10 protein-coding genes and 2 pseudogenes are annotated in these 12,484 nt (G+C 34.7%); 8 read left to right on the forward strand and 4 right to left on the reverse strand.

Annotated features, from left to right (window positions below; all coding sequences use genetic code 11):
• Nucleotides 1–56 precede the first annotated feature (56 nt).
• The 4 genes and pseudogenes from NLJ00_RS14220 (at nucleotide 57) to NLJ00_RS25105 (ending at nucleotide 6,348) form a co-directional block, all read left to right on the forward strand.
• A complete protein-coding gene (locus NLJ00_RS14220; protein WP_256634223.1) occupies nucleotides 57–1,325 on the forward strand; it encodes a gliding motility-associated C-terminal domain-containing protein in 1,269 nt (422 codons plus the stop codon).
• 80 nt (nucleotides 1,326–1,405) lie between these two features.
• The gene (locus NLJ00_RS14225) at nucleotides 1,406–2,320 is read left to right on the forward strand and encodes a PorP/SprF family type IX secretion system membrane protein (protein ID WP_256634224.1); all 915 of its coding nucleotides are present in this window, start codon (nucleotides 1,406–1,408) and stop codon (nucleotides 2,318–2,320) included.
• 28 nt (nucleotides 2,321–2,348) lie between these two features.
• The gene (locus NLJ00_RS14230) at nucleotides 2,349–4,259 is read left to right on the forward strand and encodes an OmpA family protein (protein ID WP_256634225.1); all 1,911 of its coding nucleotides are present in this window, start codon (nucleotides 2,349–2,351) and stop codon (nucleotides 4,257–4,259) included.
• Nucleotides 4,260–5,941: 1,682 nt separating this feature from the next.
• Nucleotides 5,942–6,348 (forward strand): annotated as a pseudogene (locus tag NLJ00_RS25105) (DUF1214 domain-containing protein).
• Between the two features lie 577 nt (nucleotides 6,349–6,925).
• On the opposite strand, the gene NLJ00_RS14240 reads toward NLJ00_RS25105, so the two are convergent.
• The 3 genes from NLJ00_RS14240 to NLJ00_RS14250 all read right to left on the reverse strand — a co-directional run bounded on the left by NLJ00_RS14240 (nucleotide 6,926) and on the right by NLJ00_RS14250 (nucleotide 7,429).
• Nucleotides 6,926–7,108 carry a type II toxin-antitoxin system RelE/ParE family toxin gene (locus tag NLJ00_RS14240; protein ID WP_319800427.1) on the reverse strand — a complete coding sequence of 61 codons (183 nt, stop codon included), beginning with the start codon at nucleotides 7,106–7,108 and terminating at the stop codon, nucleotides 6,926–6,928.
• 101 nt (nucleotides 7,109–7,209) lie between these two features.
• Nucleotides 7,210–7,335 (reverse strand): hypothetical protein, encoded by a 126-nt coding sequence (locus NLJ00_RS14245; protein ID WP_256634227.1) that lies wholly within the window; start codon nucleotides 7,333–7,335, stop codon nucleotides 7,210–7,212.
• The gene (locus tag NLJ00_RS14250) at nucleotides 7,310–7,429 is read right to left on the reverse strand and encodes a type II toxin-antitoxin system ParD family antitoxin (protein ID WP_256634228.1); all 120 of its coding nucleotides are present in this window, start codon (nucleotides 7,427–7,429) and stop codon (nucleotides 7,310–7,312) included. Before NLJ00_RS14250 ends, NLJ00_RS14245 begins: the two co-directional genes overlap by 26 nt.
• Before the next feature lie 563 nt (nucleotides 7,430–7,992).
• Between NLJ00_RS14250 and NLJ00_RS14255 the strand changes: the two genes are divergently transcribed.
• The 3 genes from NLJ00_RS14255 to NLJ00_RS14265 all read left to right on the forward strand — a co-directional run bounded on the left by NLJ00_RS14255 (nucleotide 7,993) and on the right by NLJ00_RS14265 (nucleotide 10,457).
• Complete coding sequence (locus tag NLJ00_RS14255) at nucleotides 7,993–8,802, forward strand: alpha/beta fold hydrolase (protein ID WP_256634229.1); 810 nt, start codon at nucleotides 7,993–7,995, stop codon at nucleotides 8,800–8,802.
• A gap of 91 nt (nucleotides 8,803–8,893) precedes the next feature.
• Nucleotides 8,894–10,015, forward strand: a complete 1,122-nt coding sequence (locus tag NLJ00_RS14260) for an ATP-binding protein (protein WP_256634230.1) — start codon at nucleotides 8,894–8,896, stop codon at nucleotides 10,013–10,015.
• Nucleotides 10,016–10,274: 259 nt separating this feature from the next.
• Complete coding sequence (locus NLJ00_RS14265; RefSeq protein ID WP_256634231.1) at nucleotides 10,275–10,457, forward strand: hypothetical protein; 183 nt, start codon at nucleotides 10,275–10,277, stop codon at nucleotides 10,455–10,457.
• A gap of 83 nt (nucleotides 10,458–10,540) precedes the next feature.
• Here the strand turns inward: NLJ00_RS14265 and NLJ00_RS14270 are convergent.
• A pseudogene (locus tag NLJ00_RS14270) lies at nucleotides 10,541–11,118 on the reverse strand (porin family protein).
• A gap of 258 nt (nucleotides 11,119–11,376) precedes the next feature.
• Here NLJ00_RS14270 and NLJ00_RS25080 point away from each other — a divergent pair.
• Complete coding sequence (locus NLJ00_RS25080) at nucleotides 11,377–11,907, forward strand: hypothetical protein (RefSeq protein ID WP_319800426.1); 531 nt, start codon at nucleotides 11,377–11,379, stop codon at nucleotides 11,905–11,907.
• The last annotated feature ends 577 nt before the right edge of the window (nucleotides 11,908–12,484 follow it).

Consider the following 12,484-nt stretch of genomic DNA (forward strand, 5'->3'; position numbering starts at 1 on the left):
AGGAAAGAGGAAGGTGGGTAATTTAATTTATTACCTTCCTCTTAAATAACAGTTTTATGACAATACTAATTAATAAAAGTAAGATGAAAAATCAATATAAAATTTTCGGATTATTTCTCTTTTCGGGTGTAGCACTTTCAGCTCAAACAACTAATGTGGGAGATTTAGTGATTCTTCCCAATACCCAGGTAAGTATTTTAGATGATTTTAATAACACGCCTACAGGGTCAGCTATGAATGATGGGGAGCTTTTTGTTTACGCCAATTTTAACAATGACGGTTTGTTTTCTTATTTTCCTACTGAAACTACGAGTTTAATACGTTTTGTTGGTCCGAATGTCCAAAAAATATCGGGACTTCAGGAATCGGATTTTTATAAAGTCATTTTTAACAATGCCACTACACCATCTGCCTTTGAATTATCAGGAGATATTAACGTTTTTAACACCGCAGATTTTTTAAAAGGAATTGTAAACAATGATGCTTTTGGAGGCCGTTTTGTTTTTGAAAATAACGGATACCATTTAAGTACTTCAAATGCAGGTCATGTTAATGGTTTAGTGAGTAAAAAAGGGAATAAGTCTTTTGTTTATCCTATTGGAGACGGTTTATTTTACAGGCCATCTGAAATTTCCGCGCCAACTGCATTATCTGATAATTTTACTTCTAAATATTTTAGAGTAAATAGCAATACACTCTATCCTCATAAACTAAAGGCAGGGATAATTGAAACAATTGATGATGCGGAATATTGGACCTTAACGCGTGATAACGGTAGCTCTTATGTCAGGGTTACACTTTCATGGAATGAGCAAACTACTCCCCAAAATCTGCTTACTTCCCCAAAATCAGCCCTGCATGTTCTTCGCTGGGATGAAACTTTAGGGATGTGGGTTGATGAGGGTGGTATTGTTGATGAGGCAAATAAGACTGTTTCAACAATAAGCGACAGCACCGGGTTTGGCATTTTTACTTTAGGGAGAGTTAAAGAAGATTTAGTTTTACCTGGAAATCTTGTTATTTATAATGCCATTTCCTTTAATGGTGATGAGAAAAACAGTTTTTTCTTTATCGACGGGATAGCTAAATATCCTAATAATTCATTATTGATTTTTAATCGTTGGGGAGTAAAAGTCTATGAAGCAGAGGGCTATAATGAAACAGATAATGTCTTCAATGGATTCTCTAATGGCCGAATAACTATTGATAAACAAAGTAAATTACCAACGGGGACTTATTTTTATATTTTAAATTATGAGTATACAGACTCTTCAAAACCCCAGCTTATTAGGAAATCGGGATATTTATATATTAATAGTGATTAATTTCACGGAGAACTTTTTTACATCTCTTTTAGATTTCATTATTGAAATGAAAATAAATACACAATCTTAATTGATCGATCATGAAATATATCCAAATATCACTATTTATTATCTTGTTAAGCAATACAATCTTTGCGCAGCAAGATGCACAGTTTTCGCAATATATGTACAATACGCAAGTTGTAAATCCGGCGTATGCCGGAAGCAGGCAGGTCTTAAGTCTGAATGGAGTACACCGTTCACAATGGGCGGGGGTTGAAGGTGCTCCTACAACACAGACAATATCTGTAAATGCGCCTGTATCAGCAAGAGTTGGCTTGGGCTTTTCAGTTGTTAATGATAAAATAAACCCTTCAAAAGAAATAAGCAGCGCCGTTGATTTCTCTTATACAATTCCGGTTAATGATTATAGTGATACAAAATTTTCTTTTGGATTAAAAGGGGGCATAAATTCTTTAAATATTGATTACAGTAAATTGAATATATATGATCCAAATGATACTTCTTTTCAGCAGAATGTCAATAGATTGTCACCCATTATTGGCCTTGGCGGCTATCTGCACAATGATCGATGGTACATTGGCTTGTCTGTTCCAAATCTTTTGAAAACGGATTACTATGATGATATTGCTGTTTCTTCTGCCTCTGAACGGGTAACTTTTTATGCAATAGGGGGGTATGTCTTTGATCTGAATTACAGATTAAAATTTAAGCCGGCAGTATTGTTTAAAATGACATCTGGCGCACCTCTGGCTGCCGATGTATCGTTTAATTTCCTACTAGACAATAAATTTACTTTTGGTGTATCCTATCGTATGGATGCAGCTATAAGTGTGCTGGCAGGATTTCAAATATCAAAGGGGTTAATGATTGGTTATGCATATGATTTTGATACAACGGAATTTTCCAGATACAATTCTGGTTCTCATGAAATCTTTTTGCGCTATGAATTTTTTAATAAAAATAACGGAAAAGTTTCTCCTAGATTTTTCTAATTATTAAGTATCATAAAAAAATATGAATATGAAATACAGATATATATTACTTATTGCTGGCATCTTATTACTCATTCCCTCTTTTACGGTGAAGGCCCAGGTAGCAGCACTGGAAAAGGCAAATGTTGATTTTTATGGTTTGAAATATTCAGATGCCGCTAAAAAATATTTAACATTAGCTAATAATGGAAACAATTCGCTGGAAGTTTTAAAGAATTTAGGTGATATCTATTATCTGAACTCGGATTATGTACAATCCCGGAAATGGTATGATGCTTTGTATACAAAATATGCAGGACAGATTGATTACATTGCTCTCTTGAGGTATGCTCAGTCTTTATTAGCTACAGGCAATAATTCTAAAGCAGCCATTATTTATGATAAATTTTTGAAAACTAAAGGAGGCCTGAGCCATACTTATAAATCTGCTCAAGAATATATAGAAAATATTGATACTCATTCCGATAGATATATTATAGAGTCATTGCCGATAAATTCAAATGGTATTGATTTCGGAGGCTTTTTATATGATGGAAATTTCTATTTTTCATCAAATAAAAATGATGTAAATAATAATGATATTGATGCCTGGACAGATAGTAATTTTCTGGATATAAGCATTGTTGATTATAATGAAACTGAAAATAAGTTTGGAAAGGTTAAGGTATTGGGAGGAAAATTACGTACCAAGTTTCATGATTCTTCTCCCATAATCACCAAAGATGGTAATACAATGTATTTCACCAGGACCAGTGTTTCTTTAAATAAAAAGAATAAAGGAAAAGGAATAGACAGATTGAAAATTTACCGGGCTTCTAAAATTAATGGGAAATGGGATGATATAAAGGATTTATCTATTAATGGGGAGTCATTTTCAAATGCGCACCCTTCTTTAAGCTATGATGAAAAAAAATTATATTTTGCATCGGATATGCCTGGAACGTTTGGAGAAACAGATATTTTTTATGTGGATGTGCATCCCGATGGTTCGTTAGGTAAGCCCCAAAATTTAGGACCACAGGTAAATACTGTAGGCAGAGAATCTTTTCCGTTTATTTCATCTGAAAATGAACTTTATTTTTCATCCGATGGTCATTTTGGCTTTGGAGGTTTAGATATTTACTATATTGATTTATCAATAGAAAATAAAAAATTATTTAATATAGGGGCTCCTGTAAATGGTCCAACAGACGATTTTTCATTTAGAATTAATAATAATACAAATAAGGGCTTTTTTAGTTCAAATAGAAATAATGGTGATGATATTTATGGTGTTATTCAAAAACAATCGGTTAAAGATGCACTTTATCATACCGTTACCGGAACTATCGTAGATGCATCAACAAAACAAGTTCTTTCCAGTGTTATTTTGAAAGTTAAAGATACTGATGGAAACATAATTGAGCAATCTGAGAGTAACCAGAGAGGTGAATTCACGTTTACCTTGAGTACAATTAAAGGTGTAAGTATCACGGCTGAAAAAAAGGAATATGATAATGTGAATGTATCAGTTCCTCCTTCAGACAATGGTATTTTGAATATTTCGATGTCCAGAATCAAAATTGATTATGATGAAAAGAATGATTTAGCTAAAATTTTAAAATTAAAAAATATTTATTTTAATTTTAATAGTGCCGTTTTGCGTTATGATGCATCTGTCGAATTGGACAAAATATTTCTGATTATGAAAAACACACCTGAAATTAAAATAGAGGTTAGAGCTCATACAGACAATATAGGTCAATATGATTATAATATGAAACTTTCCAATCAGAGAGCGAAATCTACTACGTCCTATTTAGTCAAAAAAGGAATAAATCCAAATAGATTACATGCGAAAGGGTTTGGAGAAAGCCAGCCTATCTATGACTGTAAGGTTTGTACAAATGAGCAGAACAAAAGAAGCAGGAGAAGCGAGTTTATTATAATTAGAGATTAAAATATCTTTAAGGAACGATGTGGCTTTAGTAAGAAAAGAAATAAACGTAAGTAGATAATGTAATGGGAAAGAAAGGTAAAACAGTTGTATTTATTTTAAAAGGTCTATAAATTTATCCTTAAGTGATTTAACAAAATAAGGAAAAAATTGTACTCTAATGATCATTAAAGAAGCAAGATCGTAAAAGAATGAGCTTTGAAATTTTAAGGATATTGTTTGGAAATACCTAAACTTAGGTATTTCCAAACAATTGAAGATTGGGAAGATTTTCAACAAGCATAGAGTTTTTTATTAAAGTCAATCACTTTATATTGAAATGTGAGAAGAGAATTCAATACCACTGTAATTTGCTTGCAAATGAATTTGTAATTCATGTTTCGATGCTCTATATTGATTATTGGTTTTTAGCGATATAAAAGTTTATTCTTATTATTATTTATATAAAAAAATGTTATTACAATTACTTCCAAAATAAAGAAAAATAGGCAATGGACTAAAAGATTAACTTTGGAATTTTCAAACAAAATAAAAAGGGTTCTAAATTTGGAATCTAGTAAGTTAAAAAAAAACAAACCATTAAATAAAGACAAGATATAAACAAACCAATTTAGCTTAAATATCATTTTGAAAATAAAAGAAAACAAAACACCTATTACAAATGGGCTGATAGAGTATGCAAGAGTGAATATAATACTGCATTTTTCGTATTTATCTCTACAGAAATCAAAATTATAGAAATAGTCATACGAGTACGCAATGTAAAGGAGGCTTAAGGACCTGATTATGGATAAATTGCAGAAGATAATTTCAAATGTTAAAATGATTTCGTACGCTTCCATTGCGCAAAAATATAGTTTTTTTTTCATATTAAAAAGCAGGGATTTAGTTCAGATTTTATTATTTTAGGTATAATTGACTGACTTCTTTATGTTAATTAAAAATAAGGTAATGCTTCTTTTCCTAGTGAATTATATAACTTATTTACCAATTTAGCAATAGTGATTAATAGTCGGCTATTTTCTTAACTAAGATAATTCTTTTCTATTTAGCTAGAGATGTTTTTTTCACTTGCATAAGGTAAATATCATAGTATAGTGCTTTTTTACTTCCTGTGGATTGACATACTTTGGAATATTCAAACTAAAAATGCATTAAAAGTAAAGCGACATTTTAAAGGTTATTTTTTTTTCTTCCAAATTTTTGTAGAGTCCTTAATTTTTAAATTATGGTTTTATTCTTAGGTTTCGTGCCTGTTACGCTAGCAAGTTCAAATATTTAATAGTTTGCTCTAAAAGGTAACATTCATCAGTTAAATATTTCAACAGTATTGCAGAACAGGACCGCCTTTTTATTAGTAGGTATACTAAATGAATTAGGTTTTAAAAGTTTTAAATCGGCCGGACAAACATTGAGCGGAATCAAAGTTGCAAAGATGCAGACAAAGAAGCAAATGGTTAAATATTGATTACTATGTTTAAATCAGTCTGTAAATTTGCGGGCTAACTTAAATTACTTAAGGTCTTATATTTGATCCTGGCAGATGCGACAAAGCCTAATCTGAAATATAAAGAGGTAATGTTTACAAAAGAGGGAGTTAAACCGTTTGAACCTACTGGATATCGCACTTTAAATGCAAGGTCAGCCTTCTTTTACGGGATTACAGGAATTAGCCAGCTATGGCAATGCGTTTGCCTGGAATAGGATCTCAATACCTTATCAATGCATTAGATTCTAAAAAACAATATTATGATGGTGCAAAAACATATAGAGTAGTTTTGCTAAAAGGGATTCCGGAAGCCAATTTCTGGTCATTTACACTTTACGATAATATTACCCGATCTATGTTGGATACTCACAAAAATACCCAAGAGCTGGAAGTCAAAGTTATCCTTCTCCAGCTGCTGAAGCTGAAGCTGATGGAACGACTGTAATATACTTTAGCCCAAAACAGCCACAGGGTGTAAAAAGAGGGAACTGGATTCAGACTGTGCCAGGAAAAGGCTGGTTTACTTGTTTACGTTTGTATAGTCCTTTAGAGTCATTTTTTGATAAATCTTGGAGACCAGGTGAGATTGAAATGTTGAAATAAAACCTAATTTAGTAAAAAAAGGAAAACTCCTATTCTATTATGTAGAATAGGAGTTTTAAGTTATGAGGTTAATTGCTAAATACCGTATTGTTTATTTTGATCAGGCCTTTATGGTTATAGAACTTTCATCTGTGGCCGGATTCAGGAGCATCTACTATTTTTGCATGATTTGACTCTTGGCAGCAATATTCCGTGTAAATGTTTAGCACTATTGTATGCTGGCATTACAAGTGCTGCCAGCTCTTCGAATTTGCTGGTTTTGGAGTAACTTTCGGCAAGTTCACTAATTTGGCTGTAAAAATAAACAGATGATGTTTCCAAGAGATAATAGTTTAAAAATTAACATAACAGCTTGGAATAAGGATACAACGATTTTATGTCATATAATGTTCCGGAATTACAGCGGGTTTGGCAATAAATTGCGCTGTAGCTCCGGTTTTGCAACGCGAGCAATAGCAAAAATGCCAAGTGCCAGACCCTTAGCGAACAGGCGAGTATAAATCATCCCAAAATAAAACCAATATTTCTATTAAGCCTATTTTCCAAACCCGTGGTAGTGGTTATTACGTGAGTTTGCTTATAGTCTGCTTTTTAAAACCATCATTGCATAAAGAATTCTTGCGATTTCTATTTCGTTCTTTGATATAATTGAGTAGAAAATAATATGTTCACCTGATTTAAAACCTAATATTCCTCTTGTTACAATATCATAATTTCTGCCAAGTTCTGGATTATTTCCTAAATCATCACATGATGCCATAGTAAATCATATTACTTTTCAGCTTGCATTTCAGACCAGGTTCGATTGTATAATCCCAAATTTCAGATAAGTCATCAACAGCTTTATTTGTTAAATACTATTTAGCCATTTGATTTTCTACCTGCTTTTAAAACCGTAAGGTATTTTTTAGCATCAAAATCTACTGCACGTGTACTTCCCGTCCATAATTGATCGCTTTTCTTAAGCTTCAATTTTATTTTCCTCATCTTCTAAAAGACGAAGACCGGCTCTGACAACTTCACTTGCGTTATTGAATCTTCCATCATTTACACTATGTTCGATAAAACTTTCGAAAATCATTACGGTTTTTTTGAAATCTCACATAATGTTCTTGTACTAAAGCGGTTTTAAAATTAAGTTAAGCGCTATTCCGGGGCGCGTTAGCGAGAAGGCGAAACACCTGATTCATAAACACAATCCCTGGCTCAAACCAGATTAGGGACTCAAACTAATGCGGTAAAGGAAATCCCTTTTACGGCAGAAAGCCCATTTAATGTCAGACTGATTTTAAAATACAGCTGGAAAAAATAAAATAAAGACTTGTAAGTGGGCAGTTATTGATTTTTTGTTTAATAAAGTAAAAGGTTTATTAAATAAGTGTAAAAATGACGTATCTTTACTCTTTTGTAGAATGAAGTTAAGCGGGTTCATTACAATAATTTCATGTATTGAGCGTTATAAATTTTCGTGCAGACTCAAAAAACCGATAAATAACGCCCATGGAGTATGTTCTTATAGGAGAGACCTAAGCATTCTTTATGCAGTATAATTAGCTGCAGGACACAAAAGCATTTAGCCGATGCGAAACAGCAGTACTTTTTCATTGCTGTTATAATTTTAAATTTCACAAAAAAAAGAAAACAATGCCGCACGATATTTTAAGAAAAAATAATGTTACAGTAAAGGGAAAAGGCCGTCAGGTAATGCTGTTTGCACACGGATTTGGATGTGACCAGAATATGTGGAGGTTTGTCACCCCTGCATTTGAAGAGGATTATAAAATTGTTCTTTTTGATTATGTTGGATGCGGCAAGTCCGATATAAGTGCCTACAATGCCGATCGTTATTCCAATCTGCATGGGTACGCACAGGACGTTTTGGAGATTTGCAAGGCACTTGAAGCCGAAGATATCATCTTTGTGGGACACAGTGTGAGTGCCATGATCGGACTTTTGGCAGCACTGGAAAATCCGGATATTTTCTCCTGTATGGTTTTTATCGGTCCTTCAGCCAGATACATCAATGACGTTGACTATACCGGAGGATTTTCGCGTGAAGATCTTGAGGGCCTGCTTGAGGTAATGGAGAATAATTTCATTGGCTGGGCAAACTTCTTAGCGCCGGTTGTTATGAAAAATGAAGACCGCACTGAATTAACAGAAGAACTTGTGGAGAGTTTCTGCTCAACCGACCCGGTGATTACCAGACGATTTGCGGAGGTTACTTTTTTCTCGGACAACAGGGAAGACCTCTCGAATTTAACAATGCCATGCCTGGTGCTGCAGTGCTCCGATGATGCGATTGCTCCTGAAGAGGTAGGGCTGTACATCCACGATAAAATAAAGGGAAGCACTTTTGAAAAGATGAATGCCACCGGACACTGCCCCCATATGAGCCACCCGGAAGAGACGGTGGAACTGATCCAGAAATTCCTAAACCAGACTACCTATTAAATCCGAAAACCCACAACTGCACTGGGAAGAGATCTACAATGCTGTCCCGTGCTTTTTATTTTCATTTTCAGATAATGGGAAGATAGTGAGAATGAATGCCGAAATGCGCTTAAAACTGGGCGTTGATAGCACTGTAATAGGACGCAGTATAGAGGATCTGCTCACCGTGGGCAGCAGGATATTTTTTCAGACCCACTTTTATCCTTTGATAAAAATGCAAAAGTCGGTGCGCGAAATATTTCTCTCCTTTAAAGGGCCGGACGATTCCATTCCGGTACTATTAAACGTTGAAGCCACGCAGACTGAGGGTGGCATTGAGATGCACTGCGGGGGCATGATCATTTCAAACCGAAACCGATTTGAGAAAGAACTCATGGAGGCCAAAAGGACCGCGGAGCAGACCCTGGCTGAAAATGCAGAGCTTACTGCAGTTAAAAATGCGCTGCTGGACCATCAGAAAGAACTGGAATTTCAATTAAGAAAACTTAAGTCCTTAAAAGAACAGCAGCAGGAGATATTCAAAATCATTGCCCATGACCTTCAGGAGCCGCTGCGGAAAACGGTCTTTACGGGCAACTTTCTTTTAGCAGATAGCCAGAAAATTGAAAGCGGTGTGGCAGAAAAGCTCCGAAAAATAATGAGCTATTCCGCCCAGATGCGTGAGATGCTTCTGACCCTGCAGCGCTACGAGGAGTTGGAGAATAAAAACCTGTCGTATGATCCCATACAGCTTGATGCAGTAGTGCAGCAGGCCATAAGGGAATTAAACAGCAGCGATCAGAGCATAGCGATAACTTATCCCTCACGCTGTCCCATTTTTTATGCAGACCAGCGCCTGCTGGGGCATTTATTTATAGAACTCATACGTAATTCCATTAGTAACAGAGACCCTGAAAAAGGGAATTTAAAGATAGATATTTCAATGATAGAAACCCAAAAAAATCTTTTTATGGAATCATCGGATAAATATCAATACGAAAAATTTGTAAAAATAACCTATACAGACAACGGGGAAGGTTTCCTGACAGATTCCTCGCTGGTATTTCAGATTCTCCAGAAGTCGGCACAGTTTAATAAAGTCAGCATCGGAATGGCTTTTTGCAAAAGAATTGTAGAGAAACATATGGGAACTATTATGGCCAAATCCGTTAAAGGCTCAGGTGTCGGCTATACCATCTTCTTTCCGGCGAATCGCCCCAGTGACTTATTATAACTTTTGAAGTGCTGCTTGAAATTTAATTATTGCAGATGAAGATTTCGATGCAGTGTAAGGAAATTAGAATAATGCAAACAGTATATTGAAGAGTGCGTCTCTGGATGAGCTGCTTTAAAGTTATATTTTTTTGGGCTTTGTTCTGAAATCTTGACTAGAGGACTGCCTTTTGGCCAGATCTGCACATTGTAACGAAAATAACTATAAAGACATAATATACTAGCCATTTAAATATGTAACTTTGAAAAACAAAAAATCTATGAATACTATTGAATTTTTTAAAACCAAAGCTGTAGTGATCTTGCTATCACTCGTGATCACAAGCTGCAGTGTCAGCAGTTCATCTTCAAGATCAGGAAAGATTCCTCCCGGACAGGCAAAAAAGATTTCCGGAAGTAAAAGTGCAAAAGCTTATGCTCCTGGACAGCAGAAAAAGCACTAAAACTTTTTTAGCAGAACCCTTTTAATGATGGTATTATATCTTAAAGGGGCAATGTCTTAAAAATAATAATTAGCTTAAGATTATTATAGATCAAAACCTATAGAAAACTGCCAGACTCTGTTTTGTGCTTTGTCATTGTCGTATGATCTCCTTAACCTAAATAATATCGTGCCGACAAGCTTATAACGGAATTGTTTTAAACCCTGCGCCAAAGTTAAACCCCAATCAAAACTGTTAGGGTCATATTGTTGTGAAGTATTAAAAAGCCCGTCATATTCTTCTTTATGGGAAACTGCCAGCCCAATTTGCGGCCCATTTCCAAAAAGAAATTTTTAGAGGGATAGGCTTTAAACATTAAAGGAAGGTTGATGTAATCCAGCTTTTGCGTAAAGGTTCCACCACTGTTTGTAATTTTATTCCCTTGTTGGGAATAAAGTATTTCTGGCTGGATAGAAAAGCTTTCGCTAACAAAAAACTCGCCATATATTCCAATATGAAAACCGTGTCGTTGTCCGCTTTCCCCATCCCCGTCAAAACTTACCGCCGCTAAATTATAACCTAGTTTTATTCCTGCATTTGATTTAGGAATAGTGTTATCCTGTGCATTTACGGTTGTTGTTATACCAACGAGCAAAGCTATTATCAAAAAAATTATTTTCATCTGTTTTATATTATATTTTATTTAAATTTTATTTTCCTCCGTTAGCCAGAAGATCTGCAATACACTGCGCATCTAATTCTGATGCCTTACCGCCTGAAACCATATTAGAGATACCTGCGCCGGTTTCTGAAGACCATTACATCAAACAGGTCTTTTCACTGCAGCGTTTAAAATGTTCTGTATCCTCATGATTGCTTTGCCGGGCTGAACCAAGGTTAGTGAGTCCTACTGTATGACCAAATTCATGAGTAATTACTGTTGTCTCGAGTAAGTTTCTGTTGGGCTCAAAATGGACTGTCACTCAATCCCTGGTTAGTCTGCTCAAAAATAACAAAAGAAGTATTACTAAATATTGAGGCTGCAGGCTTTTATAAAATTGTTAATGGCATTACCTCTTCTAGTCAGGGTTTCTATAACAATTTTCAGTATAGCAATGCAAATGGAAGTTATACCACTAAAGGTTTTGAATTTCTGGGCAACAAAACCGCACCTCAATATAGTGCTTGGTTAAGTTACACCTTTAGTATAAATAACTACGAATTTCCTGCATTAACACCTTCCGTTTTTCCTAATATTGCAGATATCAGGCATTCTGTGTCTGCTGGTTTTTACTATGAAATTGTTAAAAATCTAAAAATTGCTATGGGAGGTATCTGGAGAAACGGCCAGCCTTATACAAAACCGGTTCAAGGCAGTCAGACAGTTCAAAACGGAAATAATATAAGGGTAAATTATGGCTCTCCGAACAGCGAAAATCTTGATAATTTTATGCGTCTGATGCTTCATTGAATTATAACTTCAATGTATCATCTGCAATTAAGGCATCCTGCACTATAGGTGCAATTAACCTAACTAATAAAAATGCTGTTATCAACCGTTATTACAAAGTCAGTCCTAATGATTCAAATACTGCCGTTAAAGTCGATAATAAATCACTGGGGCTAACACCCAATATAGGTTTTAGAGTCAATTTTTAAATATATTAATGCAGTATTTGATCATATTTAAAAAAACTAGAAAAAACACGTGTAGTAAATCCATTTTTAACCAAAATAAATTTGATCTTCAGGCTGTGTATTTAAAGTTTGGGCCCGATGCCGCCATGTATCATAATTGCTTTTGGATGTTTTCGCTTTTTGGGTAAAAAATGCCTGGCAGGAATAAGACTTGCAAACCATCAAAAAGATATTGAATCCTCTTTAAAAAAATAATAAGTCCTTTTAATTTTATAAGGATGCCAATTTTAGCCTTTTCACCACTAACATAGTTTTTGAATCTCAGATTAATGCAGGGATTGAATTAAGTAGCAGGCGGAGTATAGTGTTGATTAACAGGGCTCTTATTAGCTTAATTAAATAGATGAATT

Origin of the sequence: Flavobacterium panici (assembly GCF_024499525.1) — a bacterium.
In the GTDB taxonomy this organism is placed as follows: Bacteria; Bacteroidota; Bacteroidia; order Flavobacteriales; family Flavobacteriaceae; genus Flavobacterium; species Flavobacterium panici.

Bases quoted from the DNA above. Each gene is read 5' to 3' on its own strand.
- NLJ00_RS14220 (WP_256634223.1), top strand. From the start codon at position 57: ATGACAATACTAATTAATAAAAGTAAGATGAAAAATCAATATAAAATT.
- NLJ00_RS14225 (WP_256634224.1), top strand. From the start codon at position 1,406: ATGAAATATATCCAAATATCACTATTTATTATCTTGTTAAGCAATACA.
- NLJ00_RS14230 (WP_256634225.1), top strand. From the start codon at position 2,349: ATGAAATACAGATATATATTACTTATTGCTGGCATCTTATTACTCATT.
- NLJ00_RS14240 (WP_319800427.1), bottom strand. From the start codon at position 7,108: ATGGCATCATGTGATGATTTAGGAAATAATCCAGAACTTGGCAGAAAT.
- NLJ00_RS14245 (WP_256634227.1), bottom strand. From the start codon at position 7,335: ATGAGGAAAATAAAATTGAAGCTTAAGAAAAGCGATCAATTATGGACG.
- NLJ00_RS14250 (WP_256634228.1), bottom strand. From the start codon at position 7,429: ATGATTTTCGAAAGTTTTATCGAACATAGTGTAAATGATGGAAGATTC.
- NLJ00_RS14255 (WP_256634229.1), top strand. From the start codon at position 7,993: ATGCCGCACGATATTTTAAGAAAAAATAATGTTACAGTAAAGGGAAAA.
- NLJ00_RS14260 (WP_256634230.1), top strand. From the start codon at position 8,894: ATGAATGCCGAAATGCGCTTAAAACTGGGCGTTGATAGCACTGTAATA.
- NLJ00_RS14265 (WP_256634231.1), top strand. From the start codon at position 10,275: ATGAATACTATTGAATTTTTTAAAACCAAAGCTGTAGTGATCTTGCTA.